The organism is Lysinibacillus sp. EB271-A1-10B, assembly GCF_058791335.1.
The window spans coordinates 117,038-133,569 of the sequence record NZ_JBYTDL010000009.1 but is presented as its reverse complement, the minus strand read 5'-3'; the positions used below and the strand labels follow the sequence as shown (position 1 = coordinate 133,569).

General features: G+C 34.2%; 27 protein-coding genes. 4 read left to right on the top strand and 23 right to left on the bottom strand.

Going from position 1 to position 16,532, the window contains the following annotated elements:
• Nucleotide 1: 1 nt before the first annotated feature.
• The 13 genes from AC3WSK_RS14015 to AC3WSK_RS13955 all read right to left on the bottom strand — a co-directional run bounded on the left by AC3WSK_RS14015 (nt 2) and on the right by AC3WSK_RS13955 (nt 8,162).
• Nucleotides 2-1,651 (bottom strand): terminase large subunit domain-containing protein, encoded by a 1,650-nt coding sequence (locus AC3WSK_RS14015; RefSeq protein ID WP_492413802.1) that lies wholly within the window; start codon nt 1,649-1,651, stop codon nt 2-4.
• On the bottom strand, nt 1,638-2,153 hold the full coding sequence (locus AC3WSK_RS14010) for a P27 family phage terminase small subunit (RefSeq protein WP_492414001.1): 516 nt from the start codon (nt 2,151-2,153) through the stop codon (nt 1,638-1,640). The genes AC3WSK_RS14015 and AC3WSK_RS14010 overlap by 14 nt, the downstream gene beginning before the upstream one ends.
• Before the next feature lie 138 nt (nt 2,154-2,291).
• Nucleotides 2,292-2,600, bottom strand: coding sequence for a hypothetical protein (locus tag AC3WSK_RS14005; protein WP_492413804.1), 309 nt, complete (start codon nt 2,598-2,600; stop codon nt 2,292-2,294).
• 1 nt (nt 2,601) lies between these two features.
• On the bottom strand, nt 2,602-2,865 hold the full coding sequence (locus AC3WSK_RS14000; protein ID WP_492414003.1) for an HNH endonuclease: 264 nt from the start codon (nt 2,863-2,865) through the stop codon (nt 2,602-2,604).
• A 76-nt stretch (nt 2,866-2,941) separates the two neighbouring features.
• Nucleotides 2,942-3,193 (bottom strand): hypothetical protein, encoded by a 252-nt coding sequence (locus tag AC3WSK_RS13995; protein WP_492413806.1) that lies wholly within the window; start codon nt 3,191-3,193, stop codon nt 2,942-2,944.
• 239 nt (nt 3,194-3,432) lie between these two features.
• Nucleotides 3,433-3,765, bottom strand: coding sequence for a hypothetical protein (locus AC3WSK_RS13990; RefSeq protein ID WP_492413808.1), 333 nt, complete (start codon nt 3,763-3,765; stop codon nt 3,433-3,435).
• 156 nt (nt 3,766-3,921) lie between these two features.
• Complete coding sequence (locus AC3WSK_RS13985) at nt 3,922-4,773, bottom strand: hypothetical protein (protein WP_492413810.1); 852 nt, start codon at nt 4,771-4,773, stop codon at nt 3,922-3,924.
• A gap of 116 nt (nt 4,774-4,889) precedes the next feature.
• Nucleotides 4,890-5,615 carry a hypothetical protein gene (locus AC3WSK_RS13980; RefSeq protein ID WP_492413812.1) on the bottom strand — a complete coding sequence of 242 codons (726 nt, stop codon included), beginning with the start codon at nt 5,613-5,615 and terminating at the stop codon, nt 4,890-4,892.
• 121 nt (nt 5,616-5,736) lie between these two features.
• Nucleotides 5,737-6,249, bottom strand: a complete 513-nt coding sequence (locus tag AC3WSK_RS13975) for a hypothetical protein (protein ID WP_492413814.1) — start codon at nt 6,247-6,249, stop codon at nt 5,737-5,739.
• 306 nt (nt 6,250-6,555) lie between these two features.
• A complete protein-coding gene (locus AC3WSK_RS13970) occupies nt 6,556-6,972 on the bottom strand; it encodes a sigma factor-like helix-turn-helix DNA-binding protein (protein ID WP_492413816.1) in 417 nt (138 codons plus the stop codon).
• A complete protein-coding gene (locus tag AC3WSK_RS13965; RefSeq protein WP_492413818.1) occupies nt 6,973-7,266 on the bottom strand; it encodes a hypothetical protein in 294 nt (97 codons plus the stop codon).
• Between the two features lie 158 nt (nt 7,267-7,424).
• The gene (locus AC3WSK_RS13960; RefSeq protein ID WP_492413820.1) at nt 7,425-7,979 is read right to left on the bottom strand and encodes a site-specific integrase; all 555 of its coding nucleotides are present in this window, start codon (nt 7,977-7,979) and stop codon (nt 7,425-7,427) included.
• A gap of 6 nt (nt 7,980-7,985) precedes the next feature.
• Nucleotides 7,986-8,162 (bottom strand): hypothetical protein, encoded by a 177-nt coding sequence (locus tag AC3WSK_RS13955; protein ID WP_492413822.1) that lies wholly within the window; start codon nt 8,160-8,162, stop codon nt 7,986-7,988.
• Between the two features lie 225 nt (nt 8,163-8,387).
• On the opposite strand from AC3WSK_RS13955, the gene AC3WSK_RS13950 reads away from it, so the two are divergent.
• A complete protein-coding gene (locus AC3WSK_RS13950; RefSeq protein ID WP_492413824.1) occupies nt 8,388-8,585 on the top strand; it encodes a hypothetical protein in 198 nt (65 codons plus the stop codon).
• A 27-nt stretch (nt 8,586-8,612) separates the two neighbouring features.
• Here the strand turns inward: AC3WSK_RS13950 and AC3WSK_RS13945 are convergent, their stop codons facing one another.
• The 4 genes from AC3WSK_RS13945 to AC3WSK_RS13930 are packed head-to-tail and all read right to left on the bottom strand — an operon-like array spanning nt 8,613 to nt 9,918.
• The gene (locus AC3WSK_RS13945; RefSeq protein ID WP_492413826.1) at nt 8,613-8,909 is read right to left on the bottom strand and encodes a hypothetical protein; all 297 of its coding nucleotides are present in this window, start codon (nt 8,907-8,909) and stop codon (nt 8,613-8,615) included.
• A 28-nt stretch (nt 8,910-8,937) separates the two neighbouring features.
• A complete protein-coding gene (locus AC3WSK_RS13940) occupies nt 8,938-9,255 on the bottom strand; it encodes a hypothetical protein (RefSeq protein WP_492413828.1) in 318 nt (105 codons plus the stop codon).
• A gap of 31 nt (nt 9,256-9,286) precedes the next feature.
• Nucleotides 9,287-9,718, bottom strand: coding sequence for an ASCH domain-containing protein (locus tag AC3WSK_RS13935; protein WP_492413829.1), 432 nt, complete (start codon nt 9,716-9,718; stop codon nt 9,287-9,289).
• A 20-nt stretch (nt 9,719-9,738) separates the two neighbouring features.
• Nucleotides 9,739-9,918, bottom strand: coding sequence for a hypothetical protein (locus AC3WSK_RS13930; protein WP_492413831.1), 180 nt, complete (start codon nt 9,916-9,918; stop codon nt 9,739-9,741).
• Between the two features lie 492 nt (nt 9,919-10,410).
• Here AC3WSK_RS13930 and AC3WSK_RS13925 point away from each other — a divergent pair, with 492 nt between their 5' ends.
• The gene (locus AC3WSK_RS13925; protein WP_492413833.1) at nt 10,411-11,148 is read left to right on the top strand and encodes a hypothetical protein; all 738 of its coding nucleotides are present in this window, start codon (nt 10,411-10,413) and stop codon (nt 11,146-11,148) included.
• Nucleotides 11,149-11,238: 90 nt separating this feature from the next.
• On the opposite strand, the gene AC3WSK_RS13920 is transcribed toward AC3WSK_RS13925, so the two are convergent.
• The 6 genes from AC3WSK_RS13920 to AC3WSK_RS13895 all read right to left on the bottom strand — a co-directional run bounded on the left by AC3WSK_RS13920 (nt 11,239) and on the right by AC3WSK_RS13895 (nt 14,717).
• On the bottom strand, nt 11,239-12,213 hold the full coding sequence (locus AC3WSK_RS13920; RefSeq protein WP_492413835.1) for a phage replication protein O: 975 nt from the start codon (nt 12,211-12,213) through the stop codon (nt 11,239-11,241).
• The gene (locus AC3WSK_RS13915; protein WP_492413837.1) at nt 12,197-12,859 is read right to left on the bottom strand and encodes an ORF6N domain-containing protein; all 663 of its coding nucleotides are present in this window, start codon (nt 12,857-12,859) and stop codon (nt 12,197-12,199) included. The genes AC3WSK_RS13920 and AC3WSK_RS13915 overlap by 17 nt, the downstream gene beginning before the upstream one ends.
• Before the next feature lie 297 nt (nt 12,860-13,156).
• On the bottom strand, nt 13,157-13,354 hold the full coding sequence (locus AC3WSK_RS13910; RefSeq protein WP_492413839.1) for a hypothetical protein: 198 nt from the start codon (nt 13,352-13,354) through the stop codon (nt 13,157-13,159).
• A gap of 180 nt (nt 13,355-13,534) precedes the next feature.
• Nucleotides 13,535-13,801, bottom strand: a complete 267-nt coding sequence (locus tag AC3WSK_RS13905; RefSeq protein WP_492413841.1) for a helix-turn-helix domain-containing protein — start codon at nt 13,799-13,801, stop codon at nt 13,535-13,537.
• Between the two features lie 75 nt (nt 13,802-13,876).
• Nucleotides 13,877-14,185: a DNA-binding protein gene (locus tag AC3WSK_RS13900; RefSeq protein ID WP_492413843.1), complete on the bottom strand. Its 309-nt coding sequence runs from the start codon at nt 14,183-14,185 to the stop codon at nt 13,877-13,879.
• 334 nt (nt 14,186-14,519) lie between these two features.
• On the bottom strand, nt 14,520-14,717 hold the full coding sequence (locus AC3WSK_RS13895) for a helix-turn-helix domain-containing protein (protein WP_492413845.1): 198 nt from the start codon (nt 14,715-14,717) through the stop codon (nt 14,520-14,522).
• Nucleotides 14,718-14,850: 133 nt separating this feature from the next.
• Between AC3WSK_RS13895 and AC3WSK_RS13890 the strand changes: the two genes are divergently transcribed.
• Both AC3WSK_RS13890 and AC3WSK_RS13885 read left to right on the top strand, forming a co-directional pair.
• Nucleotides 14,851-15,216, top strand: coding sequence for a helix-turn-helix domain-containing protein (locus tag AC3WSK_RS13890; protein ID WP_492413847.1), 366 nt, complete (start codon nt 14,851-14,853; stop codon nt 15,214-15,216).
• Between the two features lie 163 nt (nt 15,217-15,379).
• The coding region (locus AC3WSK_RS13885) for a ParB/Srx family N-terminal domain-containing protein (RefSeq protein ID WP_492535052.1) at nt 15,380-16,532 on the top strand (1,153 nt) is incomplete at its 3' end.

The following is a 16,532-nucleotide window of genomic DNA, read 5'->3' as shown; positions in this document are numbered from 1 at the left end:
CCTAGTAGCTGTATGTTTTAAACGCTTTCGACACGTTTTCGGCAGTTAACGTTCGGGATTCTACAATTTCTAATTCAAATTGCAAAGCATGTAACAACGCAAAAAAGCCGTCAGTCTTTCTCATCTTCGGCTCGATTTTTTCATATGTTATGTTCCCTTTTCCATCGGGCTTTACATAAGTATTATTTGTATACCATCGCATCATTAGGTCATTTCCCCATATGATTTTTTCGTAGGCGAACATCTCTTCTATAGTAGGCTGTAACTTTGTATGTGTTGTTGTTCCACTGCGGGCAATATCAAGTGAAAAACCATAGCTCTCAAATACTTCTCGTAAGTGATTGATTCTCATGATGTCACTAGCGATTTTTTTAATTCGATAGTATTTAGATTGTTCAGCAAACCAAGTAGCGATTATTTCAGGTTTATTGGTTTCTTCATAAATGATAGTGACCAAACCCTGTTCTTTAGCAAGCTCAATATCGACAGCATAATTAAATAATTTTAATGACCTGTGATTAATAAATGTATGGTGCTTCCAATACCTTTTGCCGTCCTTCTTAAACAACAATCCAACTCCTACAAAATCTCGCGTATCTGCGTAATCAATACCACCTATACATTCAGCGCCTTTCAAGTCGGGAAATGGATTGTTCGTTGCTTTAATCTTGTTCCAATCCGCAACTCCATCAGCAGATAATTGAGAAGGTTGATTCATGCGCTTTGTCATAAATTCGATTCTTGCAGATGGACGATTCTGCATGCGATCATATTCTAACTCCATTTCAAGCATCAAATCAGGTAAATGCATAATCGATGGATTTGCTTTTTCCCACACGCGCTTTTCGTGTACTTCTTCTGGATCGTCTAGTCTGCACATAAACGGAAATAAACGAGAATTTGGTATCTCACCACGAAGTACTTGTTCTGCCTCTTCTTTCATCTGATCTAGAAATCCATCTCGAACATTTCCGTCAGTCGTTAAATAAATCCGACGAGCTCTTGGTACTTTACCTAAACCAGAGGTAAATACTTTAATATTATCTTCCGTTTCATAGGCGTGGATTTCATCGAACACAACAATACCTGGTCGGAATCCATCTTTTGTTTTAGCATTATTTGTATAATAGCTAACTTCAGATTTCGTTTTGATGTGACGAATCACTTGCCTTGTTTTTTTGAAATGTTTTTTGAATGTCTTCCAGTGATCTTCTAATACATCAAATAAATCGTTAAACGATGTCTTAGCTTGTTTTTCGGATGTAGCTACAATATCAATGTTGTAACCTCTTATTCCTTGTTTACCACTCATATGGAATGCAAGTGCTGCTAAAAATGCATTCTTACCTGCTCCACGGCCCATATATAAAAGAAATTCATTAAAAACAAGGGAATCATCATCGTAAAAAAGTCCGAACATACAAGCAACCACGAACTTTTGCCATTTAAAAAGTTTGAACGGAAAGTATTTTTCTATAGACTCAATCGCTTGGTTAATAGCATTTTCATCAATCCACACATTTTCTTGTGTTAATTTCTGCTCTACTAGTTCGATTAATGCAGCCACATCTTTACTGACTAAAATTTCACCACTGCATACAGCATCGATGTAGTTGACAATATGAACATTACTTTTTCTAGTAGTCATCATCCTCACCTTCTATTTTAATCTCACTTGTTTTAAGTCCCAGTTCGCTTAATATTTTAAGCATTTGTGCATTCGTTTTATTGAGCTCGCCAATGCTATCATTTTTCTTTTCACCGCGAGCACCTGGAACTGTGACACCTCGCTCTTGAATATCCTCAATGAGCATGTTTTTCACATCCCACATAGCAAGGTAATCATCAACGAGATCCATAAAGTGTGCCTGAGTTGCTCCCATTTCAAAAAGTTGCTCTCGAAGATCCTTTTCAATCCTTCTACGCAACTTTTTATTACCTGGTACTAACTCAACGATTTCGGGTGCAATTGTTACCGTTTCTTGCCCACTTTCTTGTGTGCACTGCTCCTTTTTTTCTTTCCAATTGTATCGCTTGTACCAGGATTTCACCGTATTTTCCTTGACATTGTATTTTGCAGCAATGTCCTTATATTTCATACCTTCAAGCCAATCTTCAAATGCTAATCCATGACTTTGCACCCTTACCGCCACCTTTCCTATTGCATATTTATACATCAACAATTTAGTGTGCATGTTGTCGCGCGGAAATCTGAAAAATATATTCATTCCTGAACCCTACTCGTTGAACGAACCCCTTAATAAATCGGAAAATTTTTGACCGGGGGGTATTTATTTTACATAATTCAAATGCTGATCAGCGAAGTCAATGATGTACAAAACTTCTTCGGCCGAAATCGATAACAAATTACATGTGAAGTAAAGTTTGTTATTGTTTTTCAATTGCTCATGCACTTTATCAATCGTCATGTGCTTGCACTTACGAGCATTGACACAATCTCTTATCTGTTTGTATCGATAGTAAGCGTAACGAGTAAAGGCGTTCAGCATGTCTCGCTCATACCAACCATGTTGTGGTTTTAATACAGCTGCCTCGATTACATCAGTGTCATATGTCCATGTGCCATCTGTGAGTTGCATGTTACCACCTCTCATCATTCATATACTTGGTTGCCCTCGTTACCTCTAGTCGATCATGTACATCGTTGTGACATTTAATGCATAAGCATTGTAAGTTGCTTAGAGTCAATGACAAATGTGGATGCATCTTAACTTCTTTCATGTGATGAACATTTTCAGCTTTGTGATAGCGACCAGCTGCTTTACATAACTGACATTCATAGTTGTCACGCTTTAATGCTTCTTTGCGAAAAGACATCCACTCACGGCTCTTATAGAATTTCATCAACTCATTATTATTAATGTGCTTGATTAGTTCCTGTTTACGTTCAGTCTTAATCATTTATTGTAGCCCTCCACAATTAGACTAGATCATGTACTGCATCTGCATTGCCGTATGTTAATCCAAACACACTTACCTTGCTATTCATTACGTGTACTAAATCATCGCTGTATGCATTGATGTAGAACTGTTCTTTCACATCAAATGAAATAGCTGGCACTGTGATTACCTCTTTGATTCCTTCTGCTTCAATACCTACAAATACAAATGGAGCTTTATATTCACGTGCACCGTTAAAAGTTTTAATTAAGTTTTGTTTTGTTAATAACATATACTTCCCCCCATTCTTAGTGTTTGCTCATTAGCTTTTATAGTCTATTTAGCTTTCGACTTTACATCTTCAAGACTGCACACCCTTTCATAACCCCGGGATTAACGCCTACGATTATTTGATGGTCGATAGGATATACAGTCTTCAAGGCATAATAAAAAGCCGATAACATTTCGTTACCGGCTTTGGATGTTAGATGTTACACTAATCCATTTGCACAAGCATCATCCTACCACTTCCTAAATTGGCGTGGAAATATCCCAATTAGGAATCTGCTTTGCTTGCTTCTCTTGTAATAGAGTTTGCCATAAATCACTATTCACTATTGCAAGAATAGCATCCATCTCTAAGAAAGTTATTTGTTCAATCTTCTTGTGTACTCGTTCATAAACATCTTCAACGCTTGTGAAATCTTCCCATAGTTTCATCTTATCAAAATGAATATCTCCTATAGTTTGATACATATAATTTTCAAATTCATAAGGATCTTTAAATACTTTGCGCATCATCTCGTTTACCACTCGGTAAGTTTCCTCTGTTGTTAATGGTCGGTTGTTTGGTGTGTTAGTCATTTATCCTTCTCCTTTGAGTGTTTTTGTAATTACTTGTTCTAATACCTATTAGAACCCTGCTTAATCAAGTATAGAATCAACAATAATTTAGTCACTATTCCCTTCCTCCTTCCTTTAGGCATAATAAAAAGCCACACCATGTGGGTGTGACCAAATTCATTTTGATATTTCTCTTATATATAAATCAGGGATGTTAACTAGTACTTCATCGTTTATAATTCGATCTATAAAACCATTACTGGAATTAATAACGGATTCTGAAGAAATTGTTATTGTAAATCCAATTTTATTAATACGTACACTTAACAAATAATTTCCAAATGTACCTTTATTCAATAATTCTAAGATCCTCTCTGCTATTTCATCATTGTCATACTTCCCTTTATATTCAAGGATAATTTTTACATCATTTATAGTACGATTACTATTCTTTGAATTTTTATATGTTTGTCTTTCAATTTTATCTAAGCGCTCTAGAATAATCTCAGCTGCTCCTTTATCAATACTAGAAACATTATTCAATGCATTATTTTCTTGTATTAAACTTATCAAAGGATTTTCAACTTGAGTATCATTTAATGCAGCTTGAACAAAAGTCTTTAAATCTTCTTTTAGTTGAACAGCACCAAGCATATCATTTTTATAAAAAATCGTTCTTTGATCTACAATATCAAATGGTAATCTTGTTCCGTCCTCAGCTAACATTACCACTGGTTTTGCTATTGCATGTCTAACTGCTAACTCATACATTACATTTGGATTTAGCCCAGTCAAATTAACAATAGCTAAATCATCTTCAATAATCTTTTTTATTATTTGTCTGTTTATAGAACCACTTTCAGATATTCTATGAGCAACACTAACATTTCCTGTAATAAATCCGATTTCATTTAGTGTTGGAATAATAACTGCTTCAATTAATCCCTCAGTTGCTCTTCTTATTTCCGATTCAGTACTTCCAATTGGTGTAATGATAAAACATTTCTTTTCATTTAAATTGTTAGTCATATAATACTATCCCTCCTTCCTATAATAATAGGTTAAATGGAACGGATTGTCATTATAAGAAATATAAAGCATAAAGAAAAGCCACACCTTTTTAGATGTGACTATAATATTACATATTACCCTACTTCTTTTTTTAAATTTAGGTTTGTATATGCAAGTATTAAAACAGTTTCTTTTTTCGGTTTTTCAATAATTTTCACGATTTCTTTTTCTATTTCCATGCTTTGTAATTTAAGCTTCTCTTTATCTCCTAAAATTTTCTCATCAAAAGTAATTGGATCGTATTTTAAAAACATACGATATATTTTATCTTCCATTTCCTTCACGGATTGTGATAGATTTGGGAAATTTTCTAATACTCTATTATCGAAGAAAACTTTATAGATTGAAATTTTTGTTGATAACTCCTTTATTGTTTGTATTTGAATACTTATTTCTTTTTCTTGTTCTACTATACTTATATTATTAATTAATGTTGCCATCAAAGTTTTTAATAGTGAAAATTGCAATTTATTATATAGCTGTAACAAGTTGTCTCCAGTTTCTAAGAGTTTTAAATAATTATTAATCTTAACTTCTTTTATCATTTTCTCTTCTTCTTTTTTATATTGTAACTCCAATTGCTTTTTCATTTGCATTCTAGCGATAAAATACGCACCGAATGCACCAGCAATTCCGCCTGCCATACTTAACAATCCACCAATAATTGCACTTCTATTAGTTTGTTCTAACTTTTCTACACCTATTTGGTACGAAATAATAGTTAGACTGACTACTGCAAGTATAGTAATTATTACTAAAAAAATCAGAACTTTGTACAAAATATTTTCGCTTTTCTTCACTTATTTACCCCCATAATTTACTAAATAGATATTACCATGGGAGCAAAATAAAGACTACACCCCTATAAATGTAGCCTCTCATGCTTGTTTGCGACATACACGTACAAGCGAACGTGCTTATTTATTTGAACAATGCGATTGCGGAAATAATAGTTGCAATAATAGTAATTACTATAGACAATCTATCTTTACTATCATTTGAGCTGTTCTTTATGATATTTTTTATCGCATTTCCGAGCTTAAAAAACTCATAAAAAAATGATAGCCATATTAAAAACAAGAAAGTAATTAAAGAAAAACTATTTAATTCCACAAGAAGCCTATTATTATTATTAAATGAGTAAAAGTACCAAATAAATGCGTATATATTCAAATATGGCCAGAAAATAATAAAACTATTAGTCTCTGGTTTACTATAAAAGTAGATTCCTTCAATAAATAATATTAAACCCAATATTAACAATATCATTTCAAATGGTGAATATATTTCAAAAATATTAGATAACACAGCGTTATTTGTTATAACCCACTTAGAAGATATTATTGAAAATGCAATAGAGATTCCAAATAAAAAATAGTATTTACCGATTTTTTTTGATTTAGTTTTTTTAAATTTTTCAGATCTTTTTTCCATAATCGTCCACAAGAGCTAAAGTTTTATTTAATTGTAAGTCAATTGAAAGATAAACAAAAGACCTAACTATTTTGCACTGCCTCATACTGAACTTTATGGAGATTTTAATTACGTGCTTCTTACATACACGCACAAGCGAACATGCTTATATTTGTAAGGCAATTTGTTAATGCATTTCCGTGCGCTGTTGTAATCAATATTATAATAAAAAGCCACACCTTGTTGTTAGATGTAGCTTTTGCAGTGTTGACGTTTCCGCAAACGTCTATTTAGTTGGTATTGCCTGTTTCTTCATCTGGAAATATATCACGCTTTGACAAGTGTTGGTGTTACCTCTTTGTTACCTTGTGACACTACCTTACGAATATAGCCATAAGAATATCCTAACTTATCAGCAATCTCTTGATATGTCATACCATCGATAAAACGCAACTTAGCTATTTTGTATTCTAATCCTTCAAGCTTCTCTACGTTTTCACGAATCTCTTTTTCAATTGCTTGATAGTGTTCTAACTTTTCTTCAAGCGAAGCAATGCGTCCATTCAAACGATCTGTTCGTTGTGAAGCTACATCAAGCCCATACTTTGCTGCACCTATTGAGGAAAATGGTAAATGCTCATTCTTGCCAATCCAATATTCCTTATCAACCTCAAGCATTTCAATTTCTGCTTTTATAATATCTATAATGCGTAATAAATCCGCATAGTTCTTCATGATTTCCATTTACAATCGCCCCTTAACCATTTTCTTATTTTGTTTAAATAGCTTCGCTGCCAGTTCGTGTAATTCATCGGTTGGCTTGGCCCTTAAAATGTCTGATACGTCCGTTCCAATTACTTTTCGTTTACCAATACGAAAACCTAATTCATTCAACATTTTAGCTACTCTTGCTACATGTTCATACAAGACATAAAGCTTAATAACATATTGCTCAAACGTTTCTGGAACATACCCTCTAACCAATTCGATATAGTCCTCTAACCTCTTTATTTGCTCTCTCGCTTCATCTATGGTCATTTTTACTTTTGCCCCTCTACCGCACTTCAATAAATAGACTGGTGCACTCTCCCTTTATCACAAACCATGTATTATCAATGCTTCAACCCACTTCTAAATATGAATACACGCCACTCTTTTTTATGTTGTACTGTGCAAATAAAAAAGAAATTGATTAATCATTTCACCCAATCTGGTTTAAAATTGTCCATCGCTTTGTCCAATACATCTTGGTTGATTCCTACATATCTCAATGTTGTTTCTGGTGAAGAGTGGTTGAATAAAGCTTGTAATGCTACTATGTCTTTTGACTTTAAATAGAAATGATAACCAAATGTTTTTCGTAATGTATGTGTTCCTATTTCTCTAATTCCACATCCCTCTGCTGCTTTCCGTAAGATTCGATAGGCTGTTGATCTATCAATTGGTCGATTGTCCCCTTGTCGGCTTTTAAATAGATGCTCACCTTCACTCAATCCTTGTATATAGCGTTGAACATCTTTCCTTATATATGGTGGAAAAGTGAAGCGTTTTGGCTTGTTTGTCTTTTTTTCCACAATATCTATATGAGCGTATTGAACATCTTCTTTTCGAAGCTGTAACATGTCGGATATTCGAAGACCTGCGCTTATACCGATATAGAACAACATATAATCTCTTTCATTCATGCTTTTTAAATATTGAAGCATCAAATTTACCTTTTCTGGATCACGTATCGGCTGAACAACTTTCATTTACAATCACCCTTTCTGTCTATATGCTCCATTTACTCTTTTGTAAGTGCTGCATCTAACTCTCATTAATTCTTCAATTTCTTTTTGGCTCATCTTCTTTTTAGGTTTGCGTCCTTTTGACGCTTGCCTATCAACACCTTTACTTAACCCCTTTTGTACCAACTCTGTTTGTAATGTCCTCATATCCTCCACCTCTTTAATAAAATAAAAAAGAGGCACCAACAAAACAGGTTATTACCTGTCTGTTAGTGCCTCCGGTATTTTCCGTAAAGGCTAATATTTTATTGTTCTCTGCTACTTCATTTGCTCATATTGCGCAACAATTAAATAAATCTATATTTTCAAATATTACCTAATTATGTTACCCTTATATAAGTTATTAACCTATATATTAGGAGTTGTTATGCAATGAAAACACATTCTAAAATTGGATATATCATATTTGTTTTAGGCATCTTTTCGCTTTCAATCGGATTAGCAAGATTAACTAGTTCCCTAGAATACAATAGATTTATTTCAAATAAATCTATTGCAATAATATTCGTTGCTATAGGGCTTTCTGTTGTGTTCATCTCATACTTTGTAAAACCTCAAAAAGATAAATAACTTTACTGAACATTTTTTTTCAAGTGTTCATTCATTATCTCCACGGATTAAATGTGGTTGTACTCTAGATTTTGGTAAACGTAACAAAGTAACTAAGCCGAAATCGTCCAATGCATTTCCACCTTTAATCGCACCCTCTGGTATCCACACCTCTAATTTGATAAGATGATAACCTTTACTCTTACCTGATTTGCTTGGTGCAAGTACTGAACAGCTACCAGACATTGGTGCTAAAACTAGCATACTGTCATGATTGCTTTCTTTAATTTGTCCTGCTACTTTTTGAACTGACTCTTGTGTTACATCAAAAATTAGACTCCTCAATTTACTAACCCCTATCTTTTAATTAGCTTCACTTAATTTCAAAATCTTTCTCTAATTCATCAAATTTTTGCAAACATTGTTGGAAAGCCATTTTATGATTACAAACTTCTGTATCATTTACTAAATTTACAGCTGCTTCTACAAATTCATGTAGAGTTTCTAACAATCTTTGCTCCTTGTATATGTGGAAGTAAGCGCCTCCGAAGCTAACCTTTCCAGTTTCCTTATCGAGCCAAATAAATGGTGTATCTGATTCATCTACTACGACCAACTTACCTTCGAAAACTTCATGTTCTTTGAATTTCAAATTATAAGCATTGTGCTTTGTTTCAAAATATTTACCCATAATATTTCTCCCTCTAGTTGAACAAAATCTATCAATCATGTTGCTCCCACTCCCACAAACTAAGCTTCCCTTTTGCAGGAATTTGTTTAGTCATCAACTGTACTTGATCTAATTTCCAAGCAAACCGTCCTTCTGTATAGTCTCCAAATTGGTATTCCTGTTCGTTGATTATGTCACCTGTTGTTTCAGCAGTAGCATATTTGTCTTTAGTCACTTTATAACAGTCCGTTAAAACGGCTGTTGCAATGACACAACCTGTCGGAATTAATGATGTTGTATAAAAGCCATACTTAAATAGGATCTCTTGAATTTCAGGATAACTACATGCCTCGTAGTCAATCGTTTTACTTGCATGTATTGCAATTGGACCTCGATATTTCGTTTGCCATGATCTTGTTTCAAATTTCTTTGCTTTCAATGCAATCAATAAAGCCCATGGTTGTCTGATTGTTATAGCTTTCATACGTTTACTCCTTCTGTGTTTCATTTTTTCAAACCTACACGCATACGTTTACTCTCACTAACTTCAAAAACTTTATTGTGCTGCCATTGAATAGAGTCCTGCCCGAACTCTTTTGGCTGCAAAACTGCTACAATTGCGCCCTGCTGTACAATGTACACTCCATCATTCATGCCATCTAAGCTAGTAAGTTTATTGCCCATATAAGCCCCTCCCTGTTATAATTGCTTATAGTATTTATTAAGCGAAGGGCTTAATTGTAGGGCTACAGTTGCACCTGTAGCTCTGCGCTATCCATTCCAATTCACAAGTTTCGCATGGAATGATTTCCCCATTTATTTGCACTGTTAATGTGTTTCCTTTCACTTCAAGCACCGTTCCTATTTTTCCGATTAGATGCTCAAAATAATATTTCCGATAGTTGTAGATTTCAAAGTTTATAGTCTCATCCACTAGCAAAAACTTTACCCTGTCATGAATCTGAAAATCATGTTTTGACTCTGTTGGGTAATCAAAGATGTTTAACTGCTGCATGCTAAATCCTTTTTAGACACCGGACCACACTTGCTCGTTAGCCCCTGCCAACCTTTCCTTTTTATTAAAATAATTCCTTTGCCCTCACTCATTTTTTCGAATTATTTCCACCCTTATTTATGATAAAATTTAACTATCAATATAAATAAGGAGATCTTAAAATGGAGAACATTATTTCCAAATTTCTTAGTGAAATAAGTTTCATAGCTGTAACCTCACTAGTTGTTATTACAGTCAAAAATATAATTGATAATAGAAACCTTACAGAACTGGAAAAATTATTAATGACTAATTGGACGAAATTCAAAATGGATCTCTCAAACTATGGAGCATATACCTTTATCCTTTTATCTATAGGTATTATCTATACAACTTTTTACAATCCAAGTGCACTTGACAGTATTTCACCTTCCATAGTAACCAATATTCTTGCTTTCATTCTTGTTTGGATCATCTTGACATTAGGATTTATTTTTCTATTTAACTCGGTTACTTGGATTGATCAAAAATTATCTTCTCATAATGACTTTTTTATCAAACTAGATAATAATGAAAATTGGAAAATTATCAAAATGAAAAATGAAACTTCTATTTTAGTAAAGAAAGATAATAAATATATGTTTATAGATGATTGGAGCAACAAAATGATTACCTCACAGCCAAATAATCATTTCCCACTAAAAATAATTTATAAATTATTTCCAAATGCTAGTATAATGAACAAAATCATTTTCCCTATAGTTTTATCCATTACACTAATATCATTTATTTTGTGTATTATTTTTCAGACTATCATGATGTTTCCTTTATTCTTTTTTATCGTTTTCTTAATACTCACAATCGTAATTGTTTGGATTGACTTTTGTAATTACACTTCGTTTAACAATCAACAAAATTGATTGTTAACTGTCCCCTCAACAAGGGGATTTTTTAATTTGCTAAGATATCAATCTCAATAGCTACTCATAAAAAGCAAAACAACAGCTTGTTCACCGCACATTTCTTTCTATCTTCCCTAACGTTTCAAGTATTTTTTGACGCTCTGCTTCAAAGTCAATTTCTTGCTTGACTTCTACTGATTCGGCTTTCTCCTCATTTCGCTTATGGAACCATTCAGGAACAATTTCTGTACGCCCTTGTCGATGATAGTTTGGTGAAGGCGATTTAGCTTTCTCTTCTTTTATCTTTTCAGCTTTTATTTGTCGGATAAGTGTTGTTGCCTTTTCACGCAGTTTTTTTGTTGAGAGAATATTAGATTTCCAAAATGAATTGGCTTGTGACCAGTCAATTAGATATTCGATTTGATCAACAGTTCTGTTATCCTGTTCCATCATCAAGCGAATACTATTAGCCCAAGTATTCATGTTTGGTTGTTTAAAACTTGGGTCATCAATCAATATCTTTTGATAGAGCCTATTAGCTAATTGGTAATGCACAGAAGATTCGTCGTAAACTCGTTTGCGACCGTTTCCTTTTCTCTGTGTATTCTCTGTAGTAGTCTCTGTGTATTCTCTGGTTATTGGTACCGCCATTTTGTCGGGAACGTTTACGTCATTTTGTCGGATTCCTTCCTGACAATTTGGCGTTTTCGATTCCGTCATTTTGTCGGTTTGCATTCCGTTATTTTGTCGGTTTGCATTTTCATGCAGTTTGTTAAGGGTTTCGTACTTAATCCGATACCATTTTGTGCGATCCATTTTGAGTTTGTTATAATTTCCAGCTACAAGAATCTCTAAATCTTCAAGACTCTGAATTACACGTTCTAGCGTGCGCTTTGACCAAAATGGAAACTCCTTATGCCACTCATCTATAGTTTTGTACACCCATTTGTGACCATCACGCTTGTTACTTGAAACACGTAACCAATAATGCACTTGTTGTAAAACGATTGCGTTATTTAATCCAATCTCCGCAGCAAGGGTTGGTAACACTTGCAAAGGTGGTTCATTAATTAATAGATTCATAGTTGTTCGCTCCCCACTGCGCAACAAACCGTAATGCGTCCTGTAATTCGTGTTGCTTAACGTCACGATAAGAGCCAACTTGATAGCGTTCTTTAATGGCTGACCATATTGCTCGAAATAGTCCTCTTCTGGCATCCTCTTCGTTCCCTACCAGTTCAAAAACTCGTTTATTCACTTCTTTTCGCAAACGTAATTGTTCACCCGAATGCAATGTAACTTCTTGTAATCTCTGTTCCAAAGTTGTCACCCTACTTTCAAGTTTTTGATAATCAACTAGACTAATTGTCAAAGTTTGAGCTCGTTCATTCTGCAGATTGTCCAAAATTGTGTAATAGCTATCAATGAGTGCACGATAAGCATCTTTTGCCTGCTTACTCTTAGAAATTTGGGCATGTAAAAAAGCTCCTTTTTCGGTCCAAAGATAGAGCACCGAAACGTATTTAAGGGTTACGTCATTTTGACGCTCACCTTTAAACGCTTTTAAATCTTCACCTGTTAGTGCAAAATAATGTACACCAAGTTCAAACTGATTCTGATTTCGTTGAAAGTTACGATTGATCGTCTTACTATCAGTTTTAAAGGACTCTGCTAGTTGAGAACTTGTCAACACACGTACACTGTCATGTACTGTGATTTCTGGTAACATGTATTATCCCCTTTCTTGTTATTTAACTAGATTTTTGATATAGTTTCGGAAACGTATTTTTTAAGATGCTTACTCGCATGCCAGTGCTTGTAAGCCTTTTTTATGCCTTTTTTAAGGGTGGCGTCATTTTGACGTACGGCTCTGTAGATATCCATATATCGCTCGACTGGTTCTTTTGCTAGCCATTCTTTTACGTTGATCTTCAGATGGATCACCTACCTTCCCGATGCATTCACATCATCGGACCCATAAGCTTGCTGCTTATGAATCCTGTGACGAGAACGAATCAAACAGCTTTCAAGGATTCTCTATATCTTCTACTAGTTGAATAGCTTCTTTAATAGCATTTACTCGACCTTTTTGTGCCAAATAATCCTTCTGATTGCTCATATACAAACAACTATCGAAAGATTCGGCCACATCAATTGCATAATCCCTTAGTAACTCTTCCTCCTGTGACAAAAATGTACCTAGTTTATCTAATACTTGTTCCATGTAAATTCCTCCTCTGTTGACTTATATAATGTTCTTGTCCATAATAAAGAGACAAGATTATTATTAAATTTTTGAACTGTGGACCATCCAAAGTTACAGTTCAAGCCGATGCAGGTGCTATTGCGCTTGCATTTTTTTATTTTCCATTTGAAATTTAATAATCAATTTAGTTCCCCTTTGTCAAATATTCCACCAAACAAACCCACCAATAATAGGTAACAAGGTTTGCAAAATAGTAAGCCCGTCCATGCCCATTAAGAATGCAACAGCAACTTCTTGTGTGTTTGTCTGCTTGAACCATTCCATAAATGTGACAGCATCTGGAACTTTTACACTGTTCTCAAATTTCGAGATACAAGGCTGCGTGCGATTCATGCGATGTGCAAGTTCTTCTTGTGACAGACCTGCACGCTCGCGACATGCTTGCAAAATAGCTCCTATTTTCATAGTCTCACCACCTTCCACATTCCAAACTGGAATACTCTATTCAGTTGTTGTGCGATAAAATTTTTATATGAAGCATCACACAATGGATTTAAAGTAAGTGGTATGCGTATTCACCCATTCCGTATGTTCATCAATCCATTGCAACAAAGCTTGGGTTGGGATTAACACCCTCCCTGCCTCGTGAAACTTAGGAAAATCCGCTCGTCCCAATAGTGCCGATGCCTTTGTATCCTTAATATCAAATAACTCCTTCAACTGTTCTCGGGTTAACAAAATTGGCAGCTCTCGGATTAATGGTTTGGAGGCAAGTGCATTATTCAATTCCTCTCGTATCAACTCACGAAATTCCTGCTTAAACTCCGCTTTAAACTCTTCGCTTAACATCCTCTCACCTACTTTCATTGGGCTGTTTACTAGCAGCCCATCCTATAAATCTGGGAACAAGTTTTTTAAATAACACTGATAACCTAATTCAAATTTCCATATTGTTGCTTCACTTAACATTTATCCCTCTTGAATTTCTTCTAACGTCATGCCATTATCTCTACCACTTAAGTAACCTTCAATCGTCATCCTTTCACCTTAGCCCCCTTTTACATTTCGAAACTTATCCGAAGAAAAAGGTTTTTTCGTTTTTTCTTTCGCTTTGGCTTTGGCTTTCTCATTCTCCACCCATCCGTCTTGCCTCCCTAATCCAAAACTTCACATTTCGTGAAGGTCAAGTGTAAAAAATTTCTCCTACAGTTTTATTAAAGTAGGAGGCAATTTTTACTTTAATTTCATCTTTCGGAATACGTTGCCCATTCTCATACATTTGTAATGCACTTACACTAACACCAATACCTTTAGATACTTCTTCACGTGAAGCATCTCCTCTTAATTCCATTAGAATTCCCCCTATTTTTTCTCTATTCATTTCACCACCCCCTCAAAGTACACGAATCGTGTTGTTAAATAAACTATAAACTAATACAAATCGTGAAGTCAATAGGCATTTACAATAAATATTTAACACAAGATGTGTTAATATAAAGATAGGTGATAAAATTATGACAGAACCTTTTGGTCAAAAACTAAAGACTCTTCGAAAAAGTAAGAACATGTCACAAAAAGAGTTTGGTAAATTTTTTGGTCTAGCTGAAAGCACAATTAGTATGTATGAGCGAGATGAGAGAAGACCAGATTTTGAATTACTTAACAAGTTTGCTGACTTTTTTGAAGTCAGCACAGACTATCTTCTTGGACGTACAGACAACTCTGTACTCACACCACAAGAAAAAGACGATGTTGCTTTCAAAGCTTTTGCCAATGATCCAGAACTGAATGTATTTTACAAAGAACTTCCAGAATCAGACGAAGAAGCAGTACGAAAACTACGCAATATTTGGGAAATCATAAAAAACGAAAAAAAATAGGATATGCTGTAACGGCATGTCCTTAATAACAACCCTTTAATGTAAATATAAAACATTAATGGATTAGATATATTTTTTTGATTTTCTATTAGTTATATTTATCTAAGTCAAATGTAATGTAATTATTAATTTATTTGACCAATTTAATAAAGGAGCAATTCAAATGTATACTACCATAACAATAAGTCCATTAGATTTATTACTTGACGAAACAAACCCTCGCTTCCTAACGAGCCAAGGTGGTAAGAAAGACCAAAAAAACATCTTAAAATACTTGGTCAAATTTGAAGAAATAAAAGAATTAGCATCACAAATCAACTCATATGGTGGTTTAATCCCAGGGGAAAGAATTTTGGCAATTAAAGAAGGAAATACATATATTGTTTTAGAAGGCAATAGACGAACATCTGCAATGAAACTACTATTGGATACTAGTACACACGATATATTGCAAGGGGAGAGGAAATTCAGGAATTTCCCTATATTAAGTGAACAATGTAGAAAAAACATTAGTAGAATTCAAATTGATGTTGTAGAAAGTCGAGACAGTGCCAACTTTTCTTTAATTAGAAGGCATATTAATGGTATAAGAAAATGGTCGCCATTATCAAAAATGTATTTTTACAGGAATTTATTAGATCAAGGAAATAGTATAGATAATTTAGTTGATTTGTCCTTAGAGAAAAAAGCAGATATAGCAAAATTATTAAAAGGATATAGTATACTCAGATTAATATTAGATAACTATCAAACTTATTTCCCAGACTCAAACTATATTAATGACACTGGTGAAGCTTTCCTGGATACTGAACTTATCGCTCAGCGGTTGATAACATTTTATGTGAATAAATTTGGTATTGATTTTAATAAGTCTTCTTTCGAGTTAATTCGATTCTCAAATAATCAATTACAAGAAAAATTCAATGAAATTTTAGTTAATATTGCATATTTAAATTGGGAATTAGAAGTAATAAATACCCGTAATCTAAATAAAAAGATTCAAATAGAAAATTATTTCACAAAAAAAGAAATGGATAATCCAGAACAAAATAAAATTGTAACGCTCGTTGAAGAATACTTACAATTGCAGTTGTTACATGAAGAAGCAGCTAAACAAGAGGAACAGTTGAAATTAGAAGAACTGGAAGAACAATTGCCTTTAGATGATCAGGCTCAACTAGATCAACAGGCTCGGCTAGATGATCAGGCCCGACTAGATCAACAGGCTCGGCTAGATGATCAGGCTCTACTAGATCAACAGGCTCGGCTAGATCAACAGGCTCGGCTAGATCAACAGGCTCGGCTAGATCAACAGG

Coding starts and splice junctions, on each gene's coding strand:
- AC3WSK_RS14015 (WP_492413802.1), bottom strand. CDS start 1,651: ATGATGACTACTAGAAAAAGTAATGTTCATATTGTCAACTACATCGAT.
- AC3WSK_RS14005 (WP_492413804.1), bottom strand. CDS start 2,600: ATGCAACTCACAGATGGCACATGGACATATGACACTGATGTAATCGAG.
- AC3WSK_RS14000 (WP_492414003.1), bottom strand. CDS start 2,865: ATGAAATTCTATAAGAGCCGTGAGTGGATGTCTTTTCGCAAAGAAGCA.
- AC3WSK_RS13995 (WP_492413806.1), bottom strand. CDS start 3,193: ATGTTATTAACAAAACAAAACTTAATTAAAACTTTTAACGGTGCACGT.
- AC3WSK_RS13990 (WP_492413808.1), bottom strand. CDS start 3,765: ATGACTAACACACCAAACAACCGACCATTAACAACAGAGGAAACTTAC.
- AC3WSK_RS13985 (WP_492413810.1), bottom strand. CDS start 4,773: ATGACTAACAATTTAAATGAAAAGAAATGTTTTATCATTACACCAATT.
- AC3WSK_RS13975 (WP_492413814.1), bottom strand. CDS start 6,249: ATGGAAAAAAGATCTGAAAAATTTAAAAAAACTAAATCAAAAAAAATC.
- AC3WSK_RS13970 (WP_492413816.1), bottom strand. CDS start 6,972: ATGGAAATCATGAAGAACTATGCGGATTTATTACGCATTATAGATATT.
- AC3WSK_RS13965 (WP_492413818.1), bottom strand. CDS start 7,266: ATGACCATAGATGAAGCGAGAGAGCAAATAAAGAGGTTAGAGGACTAT.
- AC3WSK_RS13960 (WP_492413820.1), bottom strand. CDS start 7,979: ATGAAAGTTGTTCAGCCGATACGTGATCCAGAAAAGGTAAATTTGATG.
- AC3WSK_RS13955 (WP_492413822.1), bottom strand. CDS start 8,162: ATGAGGACATTACAAACAGAGTTGGTACAAAAGGGGTTAAGTAAAGGT.
- AC3WSK_RS13950 (WP_492413824.1), top strand. CDS start 8,388: ATGAAAACACATTCTAAAATTGGATATATCATATTTGTTTTAGGCATC.
- AC3WSK_RS13940 (WP_492413828.1), bottom strand. CDS start 9,255: ATGGGTAAATATTTTGAAACAAAGCACAATGCTTATAATTTGAAATTC.
- AC3WSK_RS13935 (WP_492413829.1), bottom strand. CDS start 9,718: ATGAAAGCTATAACAATCAGACAACCATGGGCTTTATTGATTGCATTG.
- AC3WSK_RS13930 (WP_492413831.1), bottom strand. CDS start 9,918: ATGGGCAATAAACTTACTAGCTTAGATGGCATGAATGATGGAGTGTAC.
- AC3WSK_RS13925 (WP_492413833.1), top strand. CDS start 10,411: ATGGAGAACATTATTTCCAAATTTCTTAGTGAAATAAGTTTCATAGCT.
- AC3WSK_RS13920 (WP_492413835.1), bottom strand. CDS start 12,213: ATGAATCTATTAATTAATGAACCACCTTTGCAAGTGTTACCAACCCTT.
- AC3WSK_RS13915 (WP_492413837.1), bottom strand. CDS start 12,859: ATGTTACCAGAAATCACAGTACATGACAGTGTACGTGTGTTGACAAGT.
- AC3WSK_RS13910 (WP_492413839.1), bottom strand. CDS start 13,354: ATGGAACAAGTATTAGATAAACTAGGTACATTTTTGTCACAGGAGGAA.
- AC3WSK_RS13905 (WP_492413841.1), bottom strand. CDS start 13,801: ATGAAAATAGGAGCTATTTTGCAAGCATGTCGCGAGCGTGCAGGTCTG.
- AC3WSK_RS13900 (WP_492413843.1), bottom strand. CDS start 14,185: ATGTTAAGCGAAGAGTTTAAAGCGGAGTTTAAGCAGGAATTTCGTGAG.
- AC3WSK_RS13895 (WP_492413845.1), bottom strand. CDS start 14,717: ATGAATAGAGAAAAAATAGGGGGAATTCTAATGGAATTAAGAGGAGAT.
- AC3WSK_RS13890 (WP_492413847.1), top strand. CDS start 14,851: ATGACAGAACCTTTTGGTCAAAAACTAAAGACTCTTCGAAAAAGTAAG.